The organism is Salinivibrio sp. KP-1, from assembly GCF_000968645.1.
Classification (GTDB): Bacteria; Pseudomonadota; Gammaproteobacteria; order Enterobacterales; family Vibrionaceae; genus Salinivibrio; species Salinivibrio siamensis.
This window is the reverse complement of the sequence record NZ_LAQR01000005.1, coordinates 18,331-42,732: the sequence shown is the minus strand read 5'-3', so window position 1 is coordinate 42,732 and position 24,402 is coordinate 18,331. Positions and strand designations below refer to the sequence as shown.

Below are 24,402 nucleotides of genomic sequence, written 5' to 3'. Positions count from 1 at the left end.
GGATGAGCGATAGTCACGTATACCCCGTCATGCCTTCAATAGCACAAAAGGCACACGCGGATGAAGCCAAGTATCAAGCACTCTATCAGCAGTCAGTGGCCGACCCAGAAGGCTTTTGGCGCGAGCACGGGCAAATTCTGGATTGGATGACGCCTTATACCAAAGTCAAACACACCTCGTTTGATACCGGCCACGTGGATATCCGCTGGTTTGAAGATGGCACACTCAACGTCGCAGCCAACTGTATCGATCGCCACCTCAAGGCGCGGGGCGATCAGGTTGCCTTGATTTGGGAAGGCGACGACCCCAAAGACGATGCCACGCTCACCTATCACCAACTCCACCAGCAGGTATGCCAATTTGCCAATGTCCTAAAAGATAACGGCGTAAGAAAAGGCGATGTGGTGTGTCTTTATATGCCGATGGTGATGGAAGCCGCCGTCGCGATGCTGGCGTGCGCCCGTATCGGTGCGGTGCATACCGTGGTATTTGGCGGCTTTTCTCCCGAAGCATTGGCCGGTCGGATTATTGACTCCAATGCCAAAGTAGTGGTGACAGCCGATGAAGGGATACGTGGTGGCCGTGCGGTGCCCCTGAAGAAAAACGTCGATGATGCCCTAGCAAACCCCAAAGTGAAATCGATTGAAAAAGTAGTGGTGTACCAACGCACCGGGGGACACATTGACTGGCACAGTCATCGTGATGTGTGGTGGCACGAGGCCGCCGCGAAGGTGTCAGACGACTGCCCCGCCGAAGAGATGAAAGCCGAAGACCCTTTGTTTATTCTTTACACATCAGGCTCCACAGGCACCCCAAAAGGGGTACTGCACACGACCGGTGGCTATCTGGTGTACGCGGCGATGACCTTTAAGTATGTCTTCGACTATCAAGAGGGAGACGTGTTCTGGTGTACCGCAGATGTCGGCTGGATCACCGGTCACAGCTACCTTGTCTATGGTCCGCTTGCCAATGGTGCGAAAACAGTCTTATTTGAAGGTGTCCCCACTTATCCAAGCACGGCACGCATGAGCGAAGTGGTCGATAAGCACCAAGTGAATATTCTTTACACCGCGCCCACCGCGATTCGCGCACTGATGGCAAAAGGCAACGAAGCGGTCGCGGGCACCCAACGCGACTCACTGCGGATCATGGGCTCGGTGGGTGAACCCATCAACCCAGAGGCTTGGGAGTGGTATCACAGCACCATAGGGAACCAAGCCTGTCCGATTGTCGACACTTGGTGGCAAACAGAAACCGGTGGGATATTGATTACCCCGCTACCGGGCGCCACCGCGTTGAAACCAGGCTCAGCAACCCGTCCTTTCTTTGGCGTACAGCCTGCATTAGTCGATAACATGGGCAATATACTCGACGGTGCCACCGAGGGTAACCTGGTCATGCTTGACTCGTGGCCAGGACAAATGCGCACCGTCTTCGGTGATCATGACCGCTTTGAGCAAACCTACTTTTCCACCTTTAAAGGGATGTACTTTACCGGCGATGGGGCGCGTCGCGATGAAGATGGCTATTACTGGATAACCGGCCGTGTCGATGATGTCCTCAATATCTCGGGGCACCGGATGGGAACGGCAGAGATCGAGTCGGCGCTCGTCGCATTCGATAAGATTGCCGAAGCCGCGATTGTTGGTGTGCCACACGATATCAAAGGCCAAGCGATCTATGCGTATATCACCCTCAATGCGGGTGAAGTGCCCAGCGCCGAACTCCACAAGGAAGTCAAAGAGTGGGTGCGCAAAGAGATTGGCCCCATTGCGACACCCGACTTCATCCACTGGACGGATGCACTGCCTAAAACCCGTTCAGGCAAGATCATGCGTCGCATTCTGCGCAAAATCGCCACCGGTGATACCGGTAGTCTTGGCGATACTTCCACATTGGCCGATCCTAGTGTGGTCGATAAGCTTATCGCAGAAAAAGAAAGTGTGGTTTAACCCTAACGAAAGATTGCTTAGCAACCTTTGCCGCCTTCGGGCGGCTTTTTTGATCCCCAGCACACGGTAAACTGAACTCTTTCCCTCCCTCGCAATCACACAAAAAGTAGGGACTTGCGGTGTCATCCCGCATCAAACCGCCGACGAGCAACCCTTTTGATATCGCTAACAGACAAACTGTGCTGATTAGACCAGTATTTTGCTGCGATTTGCGCTGAAGTCTCTATAATTGCTGTCAGTAAGGACAAAATTGCATGGTATGCGCCGTCATAACATGTCCATCGGCTGGAATCCGCGTTAAGCTGCACAATAACAGCGAATAGGAGAAGTAAGCGTCAAGATGTCTACAAGAAACCAAGTTTTAGTGTTAAATGGCCCAAACCTTAATTTGCTCGGTCAGCGTGAGCCCGAACATTACGGCGCCCAAACGCTTGGCCAAATCATGGCGGCTCTCGAGGCACAAGCCACGACCTTGGGGCTCAATCTTGAACACTTTCAATCCAATAGCGAAGCTAGCCTTATCGATAAAATCCACCAAGCGATGGAGACCGTGGATTTTATCATCATCAACCCAGCCGCGCTGACCCACACCTCCGTAGCCCTGCGTGACGCTTTACTGGGTGTGAGTATCCCCTTTATCGAAGTGCATTTGTCGAATGTTTATGCCCGAGAGCCCTTCCGGCATCACTCGTACTTATCAGACAAAGCCGTCGGGGTGCTCAGCGGGTTTGGCGCTGATGGTTATGAATTCGCCTTAACAGCGGCCGCGCGTCATTTAGCGTTTGCGGCTGAGTAAAACAAAACATATAGAAGAGACCTATCATGGATATCCGTAAGATTAAGAAACTGATCGAACTTGTTGAAGAGTCTGGCATCTCCGAGCTAGAAATTGCCGAAGGTGAAGAGTCAGTTCGTATCAGCCGCTCTTCCCCTGCTGCACCGGTACAAATGGCCGCCCCGCAATACGCGGCACCAGCGGCCCCGGCCCCCGCGCCAGCCGCCCCTGAAGCGCCGGCTGCTGAGCCTGCAAGTGCACCACAACCGACGGGACACCAAGTGCTTTCCCCAATGGTCGGTACCTTCTATCGCGCTCCAAGCCCTGAGTCTGCCGCATTTGTTGAAGTCGGCAGCCAGGTGAATGAAGGCGATGCTCTGTGCATTGTCGAAGCGATGAAGATGATGAACCAAATCCAAGCCGACAAGAGCGGTGTGGTCAAAGCGATTCTATGTGAAGACGGTCAGCCCGTTGAATTCGACGAACCACTCGTGATCATCGAATAAGCGAGGGCGCATGTTAGATAAAATTGTAATTGCTAACCGCGGTGAAATTGCACTGCGCATTTTACGTGCGTGTAAAGAGCTGGGGATTAAAACCGTCGCGGTGCACTCTACCGCAGACCGTGATCTTAAACACGTGTTGCTCGCCGATGAAACCGTGTGTATTGGCCCAGCGCCAAGCAACCAAAGTTACCTCAACATTCCCCGCATTATCAGCGCGGCTGAAATTACCGGCGCGGTGGCGATTCACCCCGGTTACGGATTCTTATCCGAAAACGCGGATTTCGCCGAACAAGTTGAGCGTTCAGGGTTTGTCTTTGTCGGCCCCAAAGCTGACACCATCCGTTTGATGGGCGATAAGGTGTCGGCCATTGAAGCGATGAAAAAAGCAGGGGTGCCCTGTGTGCCTGGTTCAGACGGTCCATTGGGCAGCGATCAGGAAAAAAACAAAACCATTGCTAAGCGCATTGGCTACCCGGTGATCATCAAAGCATCAGGCGGCGGCGGTGGCCGGGGAATGCGCGTGGTTCGCTCCGAAGCTGAATTGGTTGATGCGATTGCGATGACCCGTGCTGAAGCCAAATCGGCGTTCAGCAACGACATGGTTTACATGGAAAAATTCCTGGAAAATCCACGCCATGTTGAAGTACAGGTGCTCGCCGACGGTCAAGGCGGGGCGATTCACCTGGGTGAGCGCGATTGCTCGATGCAGCGTCGCCATCAAAAAGTGGTTGAGGAAGCGCCAGCCCCTGGTATTACCGCAGAGATGCGAAAATTCATTGGCGAACGTTGCTGCCGCGCATGCGTTGAAATTGGCTATCGCGGCGCAGGTACCTTTGAGTTCTTATATGAAAACGGCGAGTTCTACTTTATTGAAATGAACACTCGCATTCAGGTCGAGCACCCCGTTACCGAAATGGTGACCGGGATTGACTTGGTCAAAGAGCAACTGCGTATTGCAGCAGGTCAACCTCTGTCGTTCACCCAAGACGACATCCAAATTCGTGGCCATGCGGTTGAATGCCGGATCAACGCTGAAGATCCAGAGCGGTTTATCCCTAGTCCAGGGAAGATTGAACGCTTCCACTCGCCAGGTGGGATGGGCGTGCGTTGGGAGTCACATGTGTACGCAGGCTATCAAGTACCGCCCCACTATGACTCCATGGTCGGCAAGCTTATCTGTTACGGTGAGAACCGCGATGTCGCCATTGCGCGCATGCGTAATGCCCTCGCGGAAACCGTCATTGATGGGATTAAAACCAATATTCCTCTACAACTCGATATTATGAATGACGAGCACTTCCAACATGGGGGCGCTAACATTCATTACCTCGAGAAAAAGCTTGGTTTGTCGTAATGACATCTTGGCACTAGAAGCGATATAACCGCTTCAAGGTAAGCACAAAACCGCCGTCAATCGGCGGTTTTTTTATCCTTTTTTAGCGTGATTATCTCGCGAGCTCTCTTAAGCCTTTGCAGGCTGACCTTTATCTCTCGCTTGACCGGCCAACTTAAAATCATTCAAGGTTTCTTTTAGGTACAACGACTGACTCATCAGTTGCGCCGCAATATCTGCCGTTTGCGTCGCCTGCTCACTGGCGGTGTGGCTTTGACCATTTATTTGCTCCACCGACTCACTCATGTCTTTGGTCACATTGGCCTGCTCATCCGCCGCTGTCGCCACTTCACTCCCCATTACCTTAACTTGATTCACTTTATCAAAGATGTCTGCCAGTACCGCGCGCGATTCCGCCACCACTGCCAGCGTTTCTTGCGCCATGTGGTTATTACTTAGCACTCGTTCAGAGGAGTGATGGATCCCCGTATGTAGCCCCTCTAGCATGATTTTTATATCACGGGTCGCCTGTTGGGTGCGCTGCGCTAGGCTCCGTACTTCATCGGCGACGACGGCAAAACCTCGACCCTGCTCTCCGGCTCTCGCAGCCTCGATAGCCGCATTCAGAGCCAGTAAGTTGGTTTGCTCGGCAATGTCACTGATTGTTTGTGTCACCTGAGTAATTTTTTGACTTTCTTCAGCACTGGCTTGAATGTGTGCAATGGTCTGCTCCAACTCTTGGATAAAGTCAGTCATGCTGGTGGTCGCACGGCCGACCACATCGGCCCCCTCACTCGCACGCCCTTGCGTGAGGGAGATAATGTCGGCAGTACGGTTCATGTTTTGTGCCACTTGCTCAATGGTGGCACTCATTTGCGTCATCGCGCTGGCAACATGGGTGATCTGTGACGATTGCGTGCTCATGTTGTCTTGCACGCTACGGCCGCGTGCCGCCAGATGATCCGCATGTGCGAGGAGCACTTGGGTGTTCTCCACCACTTGACCGATGATCGCGCCAAACCGTGCTTTCACCATGCGGTAATTATCATTGAGCTCACCCAATTCATCATGACGAACCGGTTCATCCCCAGAGACAAGGTTCCCTGAAGCTAAGTGTTTCAACGCCTCACTGGTCTCTTTGATTGCGCCAATTACACGGGTTTGCATCACCCAAGTCATACCTGCCGTGAGCAGCAGCAGTGTCGCCATCACGCCGAACAAAGAGAATTGCCCCTGCCTGAGCGCCAGTCCCATACCTAAAGTACATAGCGCCAACGCCAACACAAAACAAAGGTTGAAAAAGAATCGCAACTGAAGACGCTGCATCAGAGGAGCCGGGGGGAGCGGGCGTGTCGGGTTGTCTCTCAGCTTGCGATACAGCGACTCAGCCTCGGCAACTTCATTGCGGCTAGGCTCGCTGCGCACAGATTGATAACCAACGATGTTCCCGTCTTTTACTACCGGTGACACAAAGGCGTTTACCCAATAGTGGTCACCGTTTTTACACCGATTTTTAACCATACCGCGCCAATTTTTACCGGCCTTGATGGTCTGCCAAAGGTCCTTGAACGCGGCCGGTGGCATATCAGGGTGGCGAACGAGATTATGGTCGCTGCCGATTAGCTCATCACGGCTATAACCGCATATTTCGATAAAGGCATCATTGGCGTATTGTATCTTGCCGTGAAGATCGGTTTTCGATACCAGTTCTCCTAAACCGTTAAACATCACCTCTTTTTGTGTCACTGGTCCCGTATCTCTCATTCTCCAATCCTTCGCTTATCCATGACAGTGAGGCGCAAAGCCGCCAAACTTGCTACCAGTCGCGGAGCAATAATGTAGTCAATAGCCATAATAAATAAAGGGCTATTTGCATAAAACCCGCGCTAACTTGCAAAAAATCCCACCCACCCTCAATGCTCATCATGCTGTCATCATCTTGTGCAGCGAGCACAGTATGGATCTGGTAAAATCGACGTATTCCTTTTCCGACACGAGACACACCATGCCTTGGATCCAACTCAAACTGAATGCAACGTCTGACAACGCCGAAGCGATTGGCGACCTGCTAATGGAAGAAACGGGCGCCCTATCTGTCACCTTCTTAGATGCCAAAGACACCCCGGTATTTGAGCCTTTACCCGGCGAAACGCGCTTGTGGGGCGAAACAGACATCATGGCCTTGTTCGATGCTCAAGCCGATATGGGCACGGTGTTAGCGGTATTACAAGCCAGTCCATTGCTGGCTGAAAACTTTGCTCATAAAGTCGAGCAGTTGGAAGACAAAGACTGGACACGCGCATGGATGGATAACTTTAAGCCAATTCAATTTGGCGAGCGGTTGTGGATCTGTCCAACCTGGTGTGAGGTACCTGATGACAACGCGGTGAACGTGATGCTCGACCCGGGCCTCGCCTTTGGCACCGGCTCGCACCCGACCACCGCATTATGCTTGGAATGGCTTGATAGTCTGGATTTAAGCGGCAAAACCGTGATTGATTTTGGCTGTGGCTCCGGCATTCTCGCAATTGCGGCGATTAAACTTGGAGCCGAGCGTGTGATTGGTATTGATATTGACCCACAAGCGCTGCTGGCATCAAAAGATAACGCCGAGCGCAATGGTGTCGCCGACCAACTTCACCTCTATCTTCCTAACGATCAACCGGCTGACTTAAACGCCGATGTGGTGGTGGCCAATATTCTTGCCGGACCATTGCGTGAATTATCGAGTGTCATCAAAGGCCTGATCAAACCCGGTGGTCAGCTGGCGATGTCTGGCGTGCTAGAAACTCAAGCGGATGATGTGGCGAACCATTACCGTGATAGTCTCACTATCGACCCGATTGTCGAGCGCGAAGAGTGGTGCCGGATCAGCGGTCATTTGCCCGAGTAACTGGCCAAATGATGATGCCATTGGCTTACCGCCCCTATTCACTGTCGTCGGTAAGCCATGGCTGACGTGCTACTCGAACTGCTTGATTAATCAGCGAAACACCATCGATACAAAAACTGCTGTAAAAATCAAGCCATCAATGCTCAAATATTGTCCTTTTCAGATGCTGAAAAAATGCGTAAAATGCGCGCCCTTGCTGACTCAGAGCGGCTGAAGAGGATTTAGAGCTTTTGCGTATCGGACCCTACACCCTGGATGTCCCCTTGATCGTTGCCCCAATGGCAGGCGTGACAGATAGACCATTTCGTGAGTTATGTCTTGCACATGGTGCGGGCATGGCTATTAGCGAAATGATGTCGTCGAATCCAGCGTTGTGGCGGACGAGCAAATCGCAAAAGCGCATGGTTCATATTGACGAGTCCGGTCTGCGTTCAGTGCAAATCGCGGGGGCTGAACCCGAGCTTATGGCTGACGCAGCGCAGTTTTGTGTTGAAAACGGGGCGCAAATTATCGACATCAACATGGGTTGTCCGGTGAAGAAGGTCAATAAAAAGTTAGCAGGCTCTGCCTTGCTAACGCGGCCTGATCTCATTGAGCAAATCCTCAAAGCCACGGTAAACGCGGTGGATGTTCCCGTGACACTCAAAACGCGCACAGGCTGGGATCCGGACAATAAGAATTGTGTTGAGATCGCCCGGATGGCGGAAGATTGTGGCATCCAAGCCCTTGCACTGCATGGCCGCACGCGTGCCTGTATGTACAAAGGTGAAGCAGAATACGACAGCATTAAGGCTGCCAAGGCAGCGGTATCCATTCCGGTGATTGCCAATGGCGACATTGACTCACCAGAAAAAGCTCAGTATGTCCTCGACTACACGGGTGCGGATGCGGTAATGATTGGTCGCCCTGCTCAAGGACGCCCGTGGATTTTTCGCGAAATCCACCACTATCTCACCACAGGTGAGCACTTGCCTGCCCCTTCACTAGAAGAGGTTAGGACAATTTTGTTGGGTCATGTTCAAGAGCTTCATCAGTTTTATGGGGAGCTCAAAGGGTTACGTATTGCCCGTAAACACGTGGGCTGGTACCTAAAAGAGCATGACCAAATTGGCGACTTTCGCCGCACCTTCAACGCAATCGAAGATGCACCACAGCAGATCGATGCGCTGCAAGGCTACTTCGACAACGTTGCATAAATACGAGAAGAGCTGACAGAATATGTTCGAACAAAACCTGACTTCCGAAACATTGACAGTAACGACTGTAACTTCACAAGATCAAATTACGCAAAAGCCACTTCGTGACTCTGTAAAAGCGTCCTTGAAGAACTACCTCGCGCAATTGAATGGCCAGGAAGTCAACGATCTGTATGAGCTTGTCCTCGCAGAAGTTGAGCAGCCACTGCTGGATACCATCATGCAATACACGCGCGGTAACCAAACGCGCGCAGCCACCATGATGGGCATTAACCGCGGTACATTGCGTAAAAAACTGAAAAAATACGGCATGAACTAATCAACCATTGGTTTGGTTGTGATAAAACGGGCTAACCGTCAACCGGCTAGCCCGTTTTTGTTGCCTCTGACTGCGCATAAGTGCTCCCTCTTTAGCAGCATGAGTTGGAGTCCTCACTCTCCGCCAGGGTTTCCAATATCGAGCAATGGGTCGCGTCATCGTCGTCCATACCGCAGCAGGCGGCATTTAAACGTGTCAGTGCATGCTTGACCCGCTCAAGCGCCGCTATCTTCTCTGAGACCTCATTCAGGCGCCGCTGGGTGATCCCTTTTACTTCTGCACAAGTGTGTAAGGTCGCTTCTTCGCGAATGTCGGACAACTCGTGAATTTCATCAAGCGATAACCCCATCTCTTTGCCGCGCAAAATGAACATCACTTGGCTAATGGCCTCATCGGCATAAAGCCGGTATCCACCTTCGGTGCGCGCACTCGGCGCCAGCAAGCCTGATTTTTCATAAAAACGCAGTGTGTCGGTAGAGACACCACAGTGCTTGGCAAGCTCGCCAATTTGCAGCAATTTGGTCATCACCGCTCCTCTATCGTAATGCGATTGATCCTTCTTTTTGTAGCAAAGCCGCGACCTTATGACCAGCATTGCATGAGAACCAGAAAAAGCTGAAGTGTAAAAACAATAAAAGTGTCGCCATCAGCAAATAGCAATCGATTGCGCAAACAAAATCAGATAGAATATCGCCGCTTTGACAGTTGGCGATTTAATAAAGCTTATCCATGTTGATAGACACGATGGGCTTTGATAAGCATTCAATCTGTCAGTGAAGAGAACTAAGCCATGGAAAATCTGCGTCCTATTCGTCGCGCGTTACTGAGCGTGTCTGATAAAACCGGTGTGGTCGAGTTTGCCCAAGCGCTCGCCCAACGCGGTGTCGAACTGCTTTCGACCGGCGGCACGGCCCGTTTACTCGCAGAAAGCGGCCTTGCGGTCACCGAAGTCTCCGAGCATACCGGCTTCCCCGAAATGATGGATGGCCGCGTGAAAACCCTCCATCCGAAAATTCACGGCGGCATTTTGGGCCGACGCGGTCAAGACGATGCGGTGATGGAAAGCCATCAGATCGCACCGATTGATATGGTGGTGGTGAATCTCTACCCGTTCGCACAGACCGTTGCCAACCCAGACTGCACACGTGAGCAAGCCATCGAAAATATCGATATCGGCGGTCCGACCATGGTACGTTCAGCGGCGAAAAACCATGCCGACGTCACCATTGTGGTGAACAGCCAAGACTATGATCGCGTGCTGACCGAGATGGATCAGCATCAGCACTCTTTGACACATGCCACGCGCTTTGATTTAGCCATTGCCGCGTTTGAGCACACCGCGGCCTACGATGCCATGATTGCAAATTACTTTGGCACCCAAGTCCCTGCCTACCATCACGCCGAAGAGAGCCAAGACTCGCCATTCCCGCGCACCCTGACGCAACATTGGGTCAAAAAGCAAGACATGCGCTATGGCGAGAACAGCCATCAGGCAGGCGCGTTTTATACTGAAACTCAACCGCAAGAGGCCTCGGTAGCGACGGCGACCCAACTACAGGGCAAGGCGCTGTCTTATAACAATATCGCTGACACCGATGCGGCATTAGAGTGCGTGAAAGAGTTTGAACAGCCTGCTTGCGTGATTGTAAAGCACGCCAATCCCTGTGGCGTTGCCATCGGTGAAGACTTACTCAGCGCCTATCAACGTGCTTATCAAACCGATCCTACCTCAGCATTTGGTGGCATTATTGCCTTTAACCGTGAACTGGACAGCGACACGGCACACGCCATTGTCGAACGTCAATTTGTTGAAGTGATCATCGCCCCTCGCGTCAGTGACGCCGCCAAAGCGGTGGTCGCAGCGAAGAAGAACGTACGCCTTCTCGAGTGTGGTCAATGGCAAACGCGCACCACAGGTTGGGATAGTAAGCGGGTTAACGGCGGCTTGTTAGTCCAAGCCCGCGACCAAGGCATGGTCGGTTTAGACGATTTGCGTATTGTCACTGAGCGCCAGCCCACAGACAAAGAGCTAAACGATGCGCTATTTTGCTGGAAAGTGGCAAAATACGTGAAATCGAACGCGATTGTGTATGCTAAAGACAGCATGACCATTGGCGTGGGCGCCGGCCAAATGAGCCGCGTCTACTCGGCGAAAATAGCCGGTATTAAAGCGGCCGATGAGCATCTCGAAGTGGCCGGTAGCGTGATGGCCTCCGATGCTTTCTTCCCTTTCCGTGACGGTATTGATGCTGCGGCAAACGCTGGGATCACCTGCGTGATCCAACCGGGTGGTTCGATGCGTGATGAAGAAGTGATTGCCGCCGCCAATGAGCATGGCATGGCGATGGTCTTTACCGGTATGCGCCATTTCCGCCACTAAGTGGGTATGAAGGAGAAAACATGAAGGTATTAGTGATTGGTGGCGGTGGCCGTGAACATGCCCTGGCGTGGAAAGCCGCGCAGTCATCAAACGTTGAAATCGTATATTGCGCACCGGGCAATGCCGGCACCGCCCACGAGGAAAAAGTCAGCAATATCGCCATTGCTGCTGATGACGTTGAGGGATTGCTGGCCTTTGCGCGCGAGCAACAGATTGGCTTAACCATCGTGGGCCCAGAAGCGCCACTGGTCTTGGGCGTGGTCGATGCCTTCCGTGAACACGGCTTGGCTATCTTTGGCCCTACTCAAGCAGCGGCACAACTTGAAGGCTCAAAAGCCTTCAGTAAAGACTTTTTGGCACGTCACGGTATTCCCACCGCTGACTACCAAACCTTTTCTACGGTTGAGCCCGCGCTAGCCTACATCGCTGAAAAAGGTGCGCCCATTGTGGTCAAAGCCGATGGCTTGGCCGCCGGTAAGGGCGTCATTGTGGCAATGACCGAGCAAGAAGCCACCGACGCGGTACGCGATATGCTCTCGGATAACGCATTTGGTGAAGCAGGCCACCGTGTGGTCATCGAGGAATTCCTGCAAGGTGAAGAAGCAAGCTTTATCGTCATGGTGGATGGCGAGCATGTGCTCCCCATGGCCACCAGCCAAGACCACAAACGGGTCGGTGAAGGCGATACCGGCCTGAATACCGGCGGGATGGGTGCATACTCACCCGCCCCTGTGGTGACCGATGCGATTCACCAACGCGTGATGGAAGAGGTGATCATGCCCACCGTGAAAGGGATGCACGAAGACGGTGTGCCCTACACCGGCTTTTTGTACGCAGGACTCATGATTACCGCCGATGGCACCCCAAAAGTGATCGAGTTTAACTGTCGCTTCGGCGATCCGGAAACCCAACCAATTATGATGCGCTTGCAATCTGACTTGGTTGCGCTTTGCTTGGCGGGCACAGAGGGACGCCTTGATAAGGTCGAGTCTCACTGGGATCCGCGTGCAGCCGTGGGTGTGGTCTTAGCCGCTGGCGGCTATCCAGGTGAGTATCGAAAAGGCGATCGTATCACTGGGTTGCCCACCGATAGTGAGACGGCCAAAGTGTTTCACGCAGGTACCGCGCTAAAAGACGGCGATATCGTGACCGCTGGCGGGCGTGTACTCTGTGCTACCGCATTAGGTGAGAATGTGACCACGGCAAAACAAGGGGCTGACGCGCTCGCGGCCTTGATTCATTGGCCCGGTTGTTTCTACCGCTGTGACATCGCCCACCGCGCCGTTTCACGCGAGCAAATGGCATAATTGTCGCAACACATGATATAAAAAATGCGCCAAGTAGGCGCATTTTTTCACCGCTCTTCACTTTACTCATCCAGTAAGCGAGGGCGCTGTAAACAACGCTTTTCCCCCTCGACATGTACCAAAAAGTCTATCTGGTCGCGACCGATACTTGGGCTCCCTCCTGCAATCACAAACGTGCCAGGCTGGTTGAGACGCTGCACTAAAGACGGTGTCATCGTCTCGGGAAACGCCCAACGCTGACGGTCGTCGTCGCAATCAAGCCAATATTCACCTTGTCGCTGCGCTTGCAGCACCGAGACATTGTTGGCTAATTGCGCCTGCGCTTGGTGCTCAATTTGATTCGCTTCTTGATACAGGCGGGATAAAGTCGCACTGTCTAAAGGCAACAGCGCATCACCTTGATGATAGCGCTGGAAAACCGGCTCACCATTGGCGTCAAACCGTACGTGCATCGAAAAGGGCACCAAGCGGTTATCGACCAGCTTTTTCCCTTCACGCTTTAACGCACGCAGACTACCCGCTCGCCAAGCATATTCACTGCGGTACTGACCGTAATCGCCTTGCCACGCTTTCTCCGCTAAACCGATAACCTGCCCTTGTTGGCTATCTAGCCAATAAACGGCGCGATAATCTCCCGCTGAGAATGCGGTAGTATGAGTGACGGGCTTTGGCGGCTTACCGCTAGAACAGCCTGTCAGTGCCATTACTAAGGCAAGTATACAGAGGTAAAATCGCATGGCGGGCTCAGAGACAAAAACGCCATAGCAGGAGGCTATGGCGACATCAGCATGCGTGCTTACTTAACCGCGTCTTTTAACGCTTTACCTGCGACAAACGCAGGGACGTTTGCTGCAGCGATTTGAATTTCTTGACCCGTTTGTGGGTTACGACCGGTGCGTGCTGCACGGTGGTTAAGCTTAAACGTACCGAAGCCAATCAGTTGTACCTGCTCGCCTTCTTTTAAGGCGCCTTCAATACCGCCCAAAGTCGCTTCCAAAGCTGTTTTCGCTTGTGCTTTTGAAAGGTCTGCTTTTTCCGCGATCAGGTCGATCAGTTGGGTCTTGTTCATTATGTCTTCCCTTCTAGGTTTTTTAGAGACGAAGTCACTCTAATTCAAAAGAAGCCCGGCTGGCAAAGGTTTGTGGCGCTGAGTGTGGCTGTATGGAGGCTCTTTAACCACAAACTGAGCGCGATCTCACAATTTGTTGCGTTTTTTCTCAGTTGAATGGTTGTAAAAGCCCGCCAATGGCCTGATCTTTAGGGTGTTGATTGGCTTTTAACTCCGGAAACCTATGCTCATTCTGGTTCTTTTTATTTCGCTTTCTATTGGTGTCTCATTCATCTGCTCTGTGCTCGAAGCGATTTTGCTTAGCATCACCCCCAGCTACATAGCGAACCTGCGCCATCAAGCGCATCCTGCTGCCGAGCGGCTCAATGCGCTTAAGAAGGATATTGATCGCCCTTTGGCCTCCATTTTAACCCTCAATACCATCGCCCATACAGTCGGGGCAGCTGGCGCGGGGGCGCAAGCGGCTCACGTGTTTGGCGATGCGTGGGTCGGGGTTTTCTCTGCCGTATTGACGCTTGCGATTCTGCTTCTCTCAGAAATCATCCCTAAAACCATTGGCGCGAACTTCTGGCCGCAATTGGCACCTGGCGCGGCGCTGGTACTCAAGTGGATGGTGTGGGCGCTGACGCCATTCGTTTGGCTGTCTGAACAAATTACCAAGCGACTTAGTGCGGACACTACCCATGTTAAACTGCGGGACGAAATCTCAGCGATGGCGATGCTGGCCTCAGAAAGTGGAGAAATGGGTGAGGACGAAACGCAAATGCTTCATAACATGCTGAAGTTACGTGACCTGCCCGCAACACAGCTGATGACACCGCGCCCGGTCCTGTTTCGCATTCCTGCCGAGATGGATGTGAATACCTTCCTCGACGAACACGGTGACTGCCCATTCTCTCGCCCACTGGTTTACGGTGAACAGCGTGACGATATTCTAGGCTTTGTCCACAAGTCCAATATCTATGAAGCCAAAACCCAAGGCGCTGGCCAAACGCCGATAGGCAATCTCATGCGCCCCCTCGCGGTGATCCTTCCCGGCAACAGTGTTTTGCAAGCGTTTGATATATTGATGATCCGCCGCGCCCAGTTGGCGATGATTGTCGATGAATATGGCACGGTGCAAGGTATTATCACCTTGGAGGATGTGTTTGAGTACTTAACGGGGCGAGAAATCATCGATGAGGCGGACACGGTCACCGATATGCAACAACTCGCTTATCAGCGTTGGGATGCTTGGAAGAAGCAGCACAACATGATTGAAAGCCAAGATGACGATGAACCACCGGTGCAGCGACATACGGATGAGTCATGATCAGAAAAGGCGGCTTGCGCCGCCTTTTCTCGGATAAAGTGTGCTTACTCGACACTTAACCCAAGGTTACTCACGCCCGCCTCACGCAGCTCTTGACGAATGCTTTTGATCATCTCCACATCACGGCTTTCCGCACTTTTCAGCACGCGAAAAATGGCCCATTGGGCATCCCATTCTTCGCAAACCGCTTCAAACGTCTTTTGATTCTCATCCGTCACCGCCTCACCCGTTTGCGCCTCTTCTAGCTGCGCTACGCTGTGGATAGATTGCTGAGAGACTTTCAGGGTAATAGGGAGTATTTCATCACGATCCAACAGGGCGTGAAGAAGCTGAGACAAGGCGATGCAAGCATCAATTGCCGGGTAGGTCAGGTAAATGGCCTCATCGTCAGCCACCGGGATCAATGGCTCCAGCTTCTCCAGCTGCCGCTCAAAATCAATCTTGGCCGTTTTGACTGTTTGCGACTCCCACACTGCATCGAGAATATTGCGAAACGCTTGGGGATCAGCAAACTCGGTTTGCGCACAGTAAAGGGCATAGTTGGGCACCATACGCTCCACCAGCGCAGCCATAAAACAAATATGCTGCCAATTCTCACATTTTTCCAAACGTAGTTGTAAAGGGTTTCGTAACATAGCCAGTTGATCTTTAATAGCGAGAAGGAGTGTTATCCTCATAGAATGCGCTCAGTGTACTTGATTCCCCCCACCATAAAAAGGAGCCTTTGTGGATAAAATTTACGTTGTCAGCGAGCATGCCGAGACTTATCACCAGTTGATTGAAACGGCTCAGCTCCCCGATCTCGCTATCACCTCATCCGCAGAGGAGGCCAGTATCTGGTTGGCCGATCCGCCGCTTGCGGCCCCGCTATTGCCCAAAGCCAAGGCGTTGCGTTGGCTCCAGTCGACCTTTGCCGGTACCGATGCCCTGATTAAAGCCCCTTTCCGTCAATATCAACTCACCAACGTGCGCGGCATATTCGGGGCACTGATGGCCGAATATGTCTTCGGGTTTGTGCTCAATGAAAGCCGACATATTGGTCAGTACGCGAAGCAACAAGCGCAGTGTCACTGGCAGCCTCAACCCTATCAGTCATTGCGAGGGCAAACGCTCGCCATCTTAGGCACAGGGGCGATTGGCCAGCATATCGCGACCGTCGCACACGCCTTTGGCATGACGGTACTTGGCGTCAACCAAGATGGGCGGCCAGTCGATAGCTTTGATCACACACTGACGCTGCCAGCATTACAGCAACGCTTGGGCGAGGTAGATGTTTTGGTCAGTACCTTGCCCGCGACGCCAGCCACATACCAATGCCTGAATGCAGTTTTTTGGCAGCATGGGCAACACCTCTTGTTTATTAACGTTGGCCGTGGCGCGACCGTGGATGAGCTCGCCCTGCTCGACGCTTTAGACAACAAAAAACTACGCCTGGCGGTCTTGGATGTGATGCAACAAGAGCCGCTGCCGAAGCAGCACCCCTTTTGGACACACCCCAACGTGAGCGTGACGCCACATATTGCTGCCGTCAGTTTTCCTGAGCAGGTTTTTGCGCTCTTTGCGGATAATTATCGTCGCTGGCATGCAGGCCAGCCTCTGATTCACACTGTCGACTTTGACAAAGGGTACTAATGCTCTTTCCGGATTTAGACACGGCTTTAGCCGCAGCACGTGAATGCCGTTTGTGTCAGCATTGGCTAGCAGACGGCCCTCAGCCGATGATCCAGGCCAGTGCTGACGCTCGCGTTCTGATTATCGGCCAAGCACCAGGTAGACGTGTCCATGAGAGTGGGCTGCCGTTTAATGACCCCAGTGGCGACCGCCTGCGTGAATGGCTGGGGGTCACACGTGAGCAGTTTTATCAGTCGGATTTATTTGCCATCATGCCCATGGGCTTTTGTTATCCCGGCAAAGGTAAATCGGGCGATCTACCGCCGGCGCGTATCTGCGCCCCCGTATGGCACCAGGCAATCAAAGCGCACCTTCCTCATGTTGCGGTAACCTTGCTGATTGGCCAATATGCACAGCAGTACTATTTAGCCAATAAACCCAAAACTTTGACCGAGACCGTCAAGCACTGGCAAAAGTGGGCCCCTCATACCTTTGCACTGCCTCACCCTTCTCCCAGAAATAGCTTATGGCTGCGCCGCAATCCGTGGTTTGAAGAGCAGGTGGTGCCCGCCATGCGTTATCACGTTCAACAGGCTTTATACGATTGAGGCTAAAAAGAACAACGCTCGCCAGACGGCGAGCGTGTTTGACTAATCGTGGTAAGGGCGCGAGAGTTCATGCACCGCATCAATAAAGGCGCCTGCGTTTTCTGGCGGCACATCCAAATGAATGCCATGCCCAAGGTTAAACACATGGCCCGTGCCCTCTCCAAACCCTTCGAGGATGGTGGCGACCTCTTGGCGAATGCGCTCTGGGCTCGCATAGAGCATCGATGGATCCATATTGCCTTGCAGCGCCACTTTGTCGCCAATTCGCGCTTTGGCATCCGCAATGTTAATGGTCCAGTCTAGTCCCACACCGTCGCACCCTGTGGCCGCGATATGCTCTAACCACATCCCCGCATTTTTGGTGAACAAGGTAACAGGGACACGGCGACCGTCATTTTCGCGAATAAGGCCATCAACGATTTTCTGCATATACTGCAAAGAAAAGTCGTTATAGTCGCGTGGCGTGAGCACGCCCCCCCAGGTATCAAACACCATAACCGACTGGGCGCCGGCTTTAATTTGCGCATTCAAATAACTGGTCACGCTGTCAGCGAGTTTATCGAGTAAGGCATGCAGAGTTTGAGGCTCGGCATACATCATCTTCTTAATTTTGGTAAAGGCTTTTGAGGTGCCACCTTCCACCATGTAGGTCGCCAAGGTCCACGGGCTTCCCGAAAAACCAATTAACGGCACGTCACCGTTTAACTCACGACGGATGGTACGTACCGCATTCATCACATACTGCAGTTCCCCTTCGGGATCAGGCATGCCAATTTTATCCACGTCGGCTTTACAAGTGATGGGGCGGGAAAACTTGGGTCCCTCGCCCGTTTCAAAGTACAGACCGAGCCCCATCGCATCCGGAATGGTGAGGATGTCTGAGAACAAGATCGCCGCATCTAAATCGAAACGACGCAGTGGCTGCATGGTGACTTCGCAAGCCAGCTCGGCGTTTTTACACAATGACAAAAAATCCCCCGCTTGCGCACGCAATTCACGATACTCCGGTAGATAGCGACCCGCTTGGCGCATCATCCATACGGGGGTGCAATCGACTGACTGCTTGTAAAGGGCGCGTAAATAACGATCGTTTTTTAATTCGGTCATTGTGTTAAACCTGTGTGCGAATAGTGGCGCTCATTGTATCACTGTGCGGTAGCAACAAAAGCCAAGCTTTGTTAACAGGATCATAAAACTGTCACCTAGGGGCAGCAAAGGATTGCTGATCATTTAACCGCATGTTACAACCGACCCATAACGACAATAGGTCTACGAAAGACAATATGTTCGCATCTTACCCCGGCTCCCCTACGGCCGGGTTTTTTTATGCCTGCGCCAAGGTGCAACTGGCCTCAATCAAGCGTCGGGCAATCGTCCCCCTTGGCGCCACTGGCGGTAGGGCGTCGCAATCAAACCATTGTGCGTCACTGAGCTCTTCGTAGTCAGGCTTTAACTCACCGCCCGCATACTCTGCTAAAAAGCCCATCATCAAATTAGAGGGAAACGCCCAAGGCTGGCTATCCATATAACGGATATTTTTAACCTGAATCCCCGTCTCCTCCTCGACCTCGCGCGCCACACACTGTTCGAGCGTTTCTCCGGGCTCGACGAACCCAGCAATCACGGTATACATCCCGGTTTTATGCCTTGGATGTTGTGCCAGTAGTAACCGCTTATCATCGCGCACCGCCACAATCACACACGGCGAGACACGCGGATAATCGTGACGCTGACAGTTAGCGCACCGCATCGCCACCGCCTGAGCGTCGAACGCAGTGCGCTGACCACAACGACCACAGAATGCTTGCTGCTGGCGCATATAATCGAGCTGAACCACACACCCCACTAACGCAAATAAGTCGGCTGACAGGAAGGGAAGTAAGTCTCGTAAACCCGCCATCTCATCATGGGGAAGCATCGGGTTACAATTAAATACCCCCACGACGGGCGTGTGCTGATAATCACCGACTGTTACGGTTTCACCGCCAGAAAAGGGTAACTGCGACAAGGGGATACATGGCAGCTCCCCTTTGGGTAGCCAGAGTTTGCCCTTGGTAATCGCGCACACATAGACGGCTTGTTGATTCTGAGACATGGTCACTTCCTTAGCCTTGCAGCTATACTTGAATACTGGCAATCTAGCTTTATAACGTGATGCAAAGGATTGAGCAGCCCGTTAATTTTCAGCTGGCCTTTTATAGTGCCATTCATTCGCTGATCGATCACGAGGATACCGATCATGCTGAGACAACTCGAACGAACCAAAGCACAATGGAGCGGTTACGACGAGGTTATCGATTACTGGCTCGAGCTACGTCGCCAACTGTTGGTGGAGTATTACAATGTGGCCGGCGTGGCCGCGAAAAAGAAGCAAGCCTTGCCAACCAAAGCCGAGCTTGACCGTTTTTGTGACTACCTAGTCGATTACATCTCCACCGGTCACTTCAAAATTTATAACATGGTCATGGAGCGTTGGCAGTCGACAGGCTTCTCTGCCACCAAAGAGACCGACAACCTCTATTTCCGTATTGTCGATACGACCGATCCACTGTTGGACTACAACGATAAATTTAGCGCGATCGACCTCGACGATGATGATTATGACGCCACGGATTTCGATCAAGATATGTCTGCGATTGGCGAGTGGTTAGAGCAGCGTTTTGAGTTAGAAGATACCCTAATTCGCGTCATTGCCGACAGCCTTGCTCACCCACCGGGTGCGTAAGTCAACCTGCCTGTCAGCTGTATAACGCCGCCAACCTAGGCGGCTTTTTTGTTGCTGTCGTCACTGACAACCCCACACGCCAGATAAACAAAAGGCACCTCCGAAGAGGTGCCTTTTTATTTCGCTGTGGGCGTTGATGTTATCAACGCTTCCACGCTTAGCTATCGTCGTTCAGACCCGCGTTCAGTAGCGCAGCAAGATCTTGCGAAGCTTGCTCTGCATCGACCTGAGGGGCTACTGGCTGCTCTGGCTCGGCACGTTTTGCTTGACGGTCTTTGTGATACGCGAAGCCGGTACCGGCTGGGATCAGACGACCCACAATCACGTTCTCTTTCAGACCACGCAAGTCATCACGCTTACCTGCCACGGCTGCTTCAGTCAGCACGCGCGTGGTTTCCTGGAACGATGCCGCTGAGATGAATGACTCAGTCGCCAACGAGGCTTTGGTGATACCCAGCAGATCACGACCAAAGGTCGCCGGCTGCTTGCCTTCCGCTTCGAGATCACGGTTAGCAATCATCACACGTGAGTATTCCACCTGCTCGCCTTCCAAGAACTCCGTATCACCGGCAGACTTAATGGTCACTTTACGCAGCATCTGACGCACGATGGTCTCGATGTGCTTATCGTTGATCTTAACACCCTGCAGACGGTAAACGTCTTGGACTTCGTTAGTGATGTATTCTGCTACCGCGTGAATGCCACGCAAACGCAGAATGTCGTGTGGTGATTCAGGACCGTCTGCGATCACATCACCTTTCTCGACTTTTTCACCTTCGAATACGTTGAGCTGACGCCATTTTGGAATCATCTCTTCGTAAGCTTTACCCTCTTCTGGCGTGATAATCAGGCGGCGCTTACCTTTGGTTTCTTTACCGAAGGAAACAGTACCTGTGATCTCTGCCAAGATAGCAGGCTCTTTTGGCTTACGTGCTTCAAACAGGTCAGCAACACGTGGTAGACCACCAGTGATATCCTTGGTACCGCCGCTTTCTTGCGGGATACGAGCAAGGGTGTCACCAATACCAACGCTTGCGCCGTCGTCCAGTTGAACGATCGCTTTACCAGGCAAGAAGTACTGAACTGGCATATCAGTGCCAGGTACCATCACATCGTTGCCTTGTGCATCCACCAACTTCACCGCAGGACGCTTGTCTTTACCGGATGATGGGCGCTCAGAGGCATCCATGACCACGATAGAAGACAGACCCGTAAGCTCGTCCGTTTGACGCTGCATAGTCGCACCATCAATCATATCCACGAAGCGAAGGCTACCTTCTACCTCAGTGATGATTGGCATGGTGTGTGGGTCCCAGTTAGCCACCACGTCGCCGGCTTCAACGGCTTCGCCGTCTTGCTTGCTCAGCATGGCACCGTAAGGGACTTTGTAGCTCTCTTTGGTACGGCCAAACTCATCCACAATGGTCATCTCTGACGCACGCGAGGTAATCACTAGCTTACCGTCGCTATTGGTCACAGATTTCACATTGTGCAGGTGCATAGAACCTTTGTTCTTCACCTGGATGTTGTTTTCTGCTGCTGCACGCGATGCCGCACCACCGATGTGGAAGGTACGCATGGTCAGCTGTGTGCCTGGCTCACCGATAGACTGTGCGGCGATAACGCCCACAGACTCACCGTGGTTAACCAAGTGACCACGTGCCAAGTCACGGCCGTAACAGTTCGCACAGCAACCAAAGTCAGTTTCACAGGTCACGACAGAGCGCACTTTTACCTTGTCGACAGAGTGGTGCTCAAGAATGTCACACCATTTCTCGTCCAACAGGGTGTTACGTGGCGCCAGCACTTCTTCTGTGCCCGGCTTAAGCACATCTTCAGCCACCACACGACCCAGCACACGCTCACGCAGGGCTTCTTTTACGTCGCCACCTTCGATAACCGCCATCATGTGGATACCACCTTCGGTACCACAATCGGTTTCGGTCACCACCACGTCTTGGGCAACGTCAACCAGACGACGTGTCAGATAACCTGAGTTCGCTGTCTTCAGTGCGGTATCGGCGAGACCCTTACGCGCACCGTGCGTAGAGATAAAGTACTGCAGTACGTTCAGACCTTCACGGAAGTTCGCGGTGATCGGCGTTTCGATGATAGAACCATCCGGTTTCGCCATCAGACCACGCATACCCGCCAACTGACGGATCTGTGCGGCAGAACCACGCGCCCCGGAATCGGCCATCATGTATACGCTGTTGAACGAGCTTTGCGTCTCTTCTTCACCGTCACGGTTAATCACTGTCTCATTAGACAGGTTATCCATCATGGCTTTCGCGACTTGCTCGTTCGCCGCCGCCCAAATATCGATCACTTTGTTATAGCGCTCACCAGCGGTCACCAGACCCGACTGGAATTGCTCTTGGATTTCCGCAACTTCGCTTTCAGCCGCTTCAATCAGATCGTATTTCGCTTGTGGGATCACCATGTCGTCGATGCCGACAGAGGTGCCCGATAGCGCGGAATAGGCAAAACCTGTGTACATGATTTGGTCAGCAAAGATAACCGTATCTTTCAGACCCAGCTTACGGTAGCACGTGTTGAGCAAATTAGAGATTTGCTTTTTGCCTAGCGGCTGGTTAACCAACTCGTAGGGCAGGCCGTCTGGAACAATAGTCCACAGCATGGCACGACCGACGGTGGTATCGACGAGCGCTTCTTTCTCGGTGCGTGCACCCATCTCATCGATATCGATTTGCTTGATGCGCACTTTTACACGGCTATGCAGTTCAGCATGACCGGTACGGTAAACTTTTTCAGCTTCGCCTGGGCCTGCCAGGTACATGCCTTCGCCTTTGCCGTTCACCTTCTCACGGGTCATGTAGTAAAGACCCAGTACCACGTCCTGAGACGGTACAATGATAGGATCACCCGATGCTGGCGAAAGAATGTTGTTGGTTGACATCATCAACGCACGCGCTTCGAGCTGGGCTTCCAGCGTCAGCGGTACGTGAACCGCCATCTGGTCACCATCGAAGTCGGCGTTATAGGCCGCACACACCAATGGGTGTAGCTGAATCGCCTTACCTTCGATAAGCACAGGTTCAAACGCTTGGATACCCAAACGGTGAAGTGTTGGTGCACGGTTTAGCAGGACAGGGTGTTCACGGATGACTTCATCCAAGATGTCCCATACCACGGCTTCTTCGCGCTCAACCATCTTCTTGGCCGCTTTGATGGTGGTCGCTAGACCACGAGTCTCAAGCTTGCCGTAGATAAACGGTTTAAACAGCTCGAGTGCCATTTTCTTTGGCAGACCACACTGATGCAGGCGCAAGTATGGACCCACGGTAATCACCGAACGGCCAGAGTAATCAACACGTTTACCCAGCAGGTTCTGACGGAAACGACCCTGCTTACCTTTGATCATGTCAGCCAGCGATTTCAGCGGACGCTTATTCGAACCGGTGATCGCACGACCACGACGACCGTTATCCAGCATCGCATCCACAGACTCTTGCAGCATGCGCTTTTCGTTGCGCACGATGATGTCTGGGGCAGCAAGATCAAGCAGGCGCTTCAAACGGTTGTTACGGTTGATCACGCGGCGATACAGATCGTTAAGATCTGACGTCGCAAAGCGACCACCATCCAACGGTACCAATGGACGCAGATCCGGCGGCAGCACAGGCAGCACGGTCAGGATCATCCACTCAGGGTTGTTACCTGATTGCAAGAAGGATTCAACCAGCTTCAAACGCTTGGTGATCTTCTTACGCTTGGTCTCAGAGTTGGTCTCTTCGAGCTGCTCACGCATTTGTTCTGTCTCAACCGACAGATCCATGTTCGCCAGCAGTGCTTTGACTGCTTCAGCGCCCATGCGCGCGTCAAATTCGTCGCCCCACTCTTCGAGTGCGTCTAGATATTGTTCTTCAGACATCATCTGACCACGCTCGAGGTTGGTCATGCCTGGTTCAATAACAATGTACGACTCAAAGTAAAGCACGCGCTCGATGTCACGCAGTGGCATGTCCATCAGCAAGCCGATGCGCGATGGCAGCGACTTCAGGAACCAAATGTGGGCAACAGGAGAAGCCAGCTCAATGTGACCCATACGCTCACGGCGTACTTTGGTCTGAGTAACTTCAACGCCACATTTTTCACAAATGACGCCGCGGTGCTTGAGGCGCTTGTACTTACCGCAAAGACACTCATAGTCTTTGACCGGGCCAAAGATACGTGCACAGAACAAACCGTCACGTTCAGGCTTAAAGGTACGGTAGTTAATGGTTTCTGGCTTTTTCACTTCACCAAACGACCATGAACGAATCATGTCAGGTGAGGCAAGACCGATCTTGATTGAATCAAATTCTTCGGTCTTATGTTGTGCTTTCAGAAACTTAAGTAAGTCTTTCACAATCGGCTCCTGTGAGGAGTTGACCCATAAAGGCGCTGACCGGC

21 protein-coding genes are annotated in these 24,402 nt (G+C 52.5%); 13 read left to right on the top strand and 8 right to left on the bottom strand.

The window, feature by feature from the left end; all coding sequences use genetic code 11:
• Positions 1–2 precede the first annotated feature (2 nt).
• The 4 genes from acs (at position 3) to accC (ending at position 4,587) form a co-directional block, all read left to right on the top strand.
• On the top strand, positions 3–1,952 hold the full coding sequence (acs, locus tag WN56_RS07955; protein ID WP_046074532.1) for an acetate--CoA ligase: 1,950 nt from the start codon (positions 3–5) through the stop codon (positions 1,950–1,952).
• A 340-nt stretch (positions 1,953–2,292) separates the two neighbouring features.
• Positions 2,293–2,748 carry a type II 3-dehydroquinate dehydratase gene (gene aroQ / locus WN56_RS07950; protein WP_046074531.1) on the top strand — a complete coding sequence of 152 codons (456 nt, stop codon included), beginning with the start codon at positions 2,293–2,295 and terminating at the stop codon, positions 2,746–2,748.
• Positions 2,749–2,774: 26 nt separating this feature from the next.
• Positions 2,775–3,233: an acetyl-CoA carboxylase biotin carboxyl carrier protein gene (gene accB, locus WN56_RS07945; RefSeq protein ID WP_046074530.1), complete on the top strand. Its 459-nt coding sequence runs from the start codon at positions 2,775–2,777 to the stop codon at positions 3,231–3,233.
• A gap of 10 nt (positions 3,234–3,243) precedes the next feature.
• The gene (gene accC, locus WN56_RS07940) at positions 3,244–4,587 is read left to right on the top strand and encodes an acetyl-CoA carboxylase biotin carboxylase subunit (protein WP_046074529.1); all 1,344 of its coding nucleotides are present in this window, start codon (positions 3,244–3,246) and stop codon (positions 4,585–4,587) included.
• A 108-nt stretch (positions 4,588–4,695) separates the two neighbouring features.
• Here accC and WN56_RS07935 read toward each other — a convergent pair whose 3' ends face one another.
• Positions 4,696–6,330 (bottom strand): PAS domain-containing methyl-accepting chemotaxis protein, encoded by a 1,635-nt coding sequence (locus WN56_RS07935; protein WP_046074528.1) that lies wholly within the window; start codon positions 6,328–6,330, stop codon positions 4,696–4,698.
• A gap of 241 nt (positions 6,331–6,571) precedes the next feature.
• Between WN56_RS07935 and prmA the strand changes: the two genes are divergently transcribed.
• The 3 genes from prmA (at position 6,572) to fis (ending at position 8,974) form a co-directional block, all read left to right on the top strand.
• Entirely contained in the window at positions 6,572–7,459 is an 888-nt protein-coding gene (prmA, locus tag WN56_RS07930) for a 50S ribosomal protein L11 methyltransferase (protein ID WP_046074527.1), read from the top strand.
• Between the two features lie 230 nt (positions 7,460–7,689).
• Complete coding sequence (gene dusB, locus WN56_RS07925) at positions 7,690–8,655, top strand: tRNA dihydrouridine synthase DusB (RefSeq protein ID WP_046074526.1); 966 nt, start codon at positions 7,690–7,692, stop codon at positions 8,653–8,655.
• Positions 8,656–8,677: 22 nt separating this feature from the next.
• Entirely contained in the window at positions 8,678–8,974 is a 297-nt protein-coding gene (gene fis, locus WN56_RS07920) for a DNA-binding transcriptional regulator Fis (protein WP_021024113.1), read from the top strand.
• A 91-nt stretch (positions 8,975–9,065) separates the two neighbouring features.
• On the opposite strand, the gene zntR is transcribed toward fis, so the two are convergent.
• Complete coding sequence (zntR, locus tag WN56_RS07915; protein ID WP_369795702.1) at positions 9,066–9,491, bottom strand: Zn(2+)-responsive transcriptional regulator; 426 nt, start codon at positions 9,489–9,491, stop codon at positions 9,066–9,068.
• A gap of 273 nt (positions 9,492–9,764) precedes the next feature.
• Here zntR and purH point away from each other — a divergent pair, with 273 nt between their 5' ends.
• Positions 9,765–11,354 (top strand): bifunctional phosphoribosylaminoimidazolecarboxamide formyltransferase/IMP cyclohydrolase, encoded by a 1,590-nt coding sequence (gene purH, locus WN56_RS07910; protein ID WP_046074524.1) that lies wholly within the window; start codon positions 9,765–9,767, stop codon positions 11,352–11,354.
• Positions 11,355–11,374: 20 nt separating this feature from the next.
• Positions 11,375–12,661 (top strand): phosphoribosylamine--glycine ligase, encoded by a 1,287-nt coding sequence (gene purD, locus WN56_RS07905; RefSeq protein ID WP_046074523.1) that lies wholly within the window; start codon positions 11,375–11,377, stop codon positions 12,659–12,661.
• Positions 12,662–12,723: 62 nt separating this feature from the next.
• On the opposite strand, the gene WN56_RS16550 is transcribed toward purD, so the two are convergent.
• Together WN56_RS16550 and hupA are read right to left on the bottom strand one after the other, a co-directional pair.
• Entirely contained in the window at positions 12,724–13,398 is a 675-nt protein-coding gene (locus WN56_RS16550) for a DUF1481 domain-containing protein (RefSeq protein ID WP_077639296.1), read from the bottom strand.
• A gap of 59 nt (positions 13,399–13,457) precedes the next feature.
• Entirely contained in the window at positions 13,458–13,730 is a 273-nt protein-coding gene (gene hupA / locus WN56_RS07895) for a nucleoid-associated protein HU-alpha (RefSeq protein ID WP_046074522.1), read from the bottom strand.
• A gap of 223 nt (positions 13,731–13,953) precedes the next feature.
• Here hupA and WN56_RS07890 point away from each other — a divergent pair, with 223 nt between their 5' ends.
• A complete protein-coding gene (locus tag WN56_RS07890; RefSeq protein WP_046074521.1) occupies positions 13,954–15,042 on the top strand; it encodes a CNNM domain-containing protein in 1,089 nt (362 codons plus the stop codon).
• A 44-nt stretch (positions 15,043–15,086) separates the two neighbouring features.
• On the opposite strand, the gene WN56_RS07885 is transcribed toward WN56_RS07890, so the two are convergent.
• Positions 15,087–15,677 (bottom strand): YjaG family protein, encoded by a 591-nt coding sequence (locus WN56_RS07885; RefSeq protein ID WP_046074520.1) that lies wholly within the window; start codon positions 15,675–15,677, stop codon positions 15,087–15,089.
• 91 nt (positions 15,678–15,768) lie between these two features.
• Here WN56_RS07885 and WN56_RS07880 point away from each other — a divergent pair, with 91 nt between their 5' ends.
• Complete coding sequence (locus WN56_RS07880) at positions 15,769–16,674, top strand: D-2-hydroxyacid dehydrogenase (RefSeq protein WP_046074519.1); 906 nt, start codon at positions 15,769–15,771, stop codon at positions 16,672–16,674.
• Positions 16,674–17,261: a uracil-DNA glycosylase family protein gene (locus tag WN56_RS07875; RefSeq protein ID WP_046074518.1), complete on the top strand. Its 588-nt coding sequence runs from the start codon at positions 16,674–16,676 to the stop codon at positions 17,259–17,261. The genes WN56_RS07880 and WN56_RS07875 overlap by 1 nt, the downstream gene beginning before the upstream one ends.
• A 42-nt stretch (positions 17,262–17,303) precedes the next feature.
• Here the strand turns inward: WN56_RS07875 and hemE are convergent, their stop codons facing one another.
• Positions 17,304–18,368: a uroporphyrinogen decarboxylase gene (gene hemE, locus WN56_RS07870; protein ID WP_046074517.1), complete on the bottom strand. Its 1,065-nt coding sequence runs from the start codon at positions 18,366–18,368 to the stop codon at positions 17,304–17,306.
• A gap of 217 nt (positions 18,369–18,585) precedes the next feature.
• Positions 18,586–19,356, bottom strand: a complete 771-nt coding sequence (gene nudC / locus WN56_RS07865; protein ID WP_046074516.1) for an NAD(+) diphosphatase — start codon at positions 19,354–19,356, stop codon at positions 18,586–18,588.
• Positions 19,357–19,500: 144 nt separating this feature from the next.
• Here nudC and WN56_RS07860 point away from each other — a divergent pair, with 144 nt between their 5' ends.
• Positions 19,501–19,986, top strand: coding sequence for an Rsd/AlgQ family anti-sigma factor (locus WN56_RS07860; protein ID WP_046074515.1), 486 nt, complete (start codon positions 19,501–19,503; stop codon positions 19,984–19,986).
• A 157-nt stretch (positions 19,987–20,143) separates the two neighbouring features.
• Here the strand turns inward: WN56_RS07860 and rpoC are convergent, their stop codons facing one another.
• Positions 20,144–24,358 (bottom strand): DNA-directed RNA polymerase subunit beta', encoded by a 4,215-nt coding sequence (rpoC, locus tag WN56_RS07855; RefSeq protein WP_046074514.1) that lies wholly within the window; start codon positions 24,356–24,358, stop codon positions 20,144–20,146.
• Positions 24,359–24,402 lie beyond the last annotated feature (44 nt).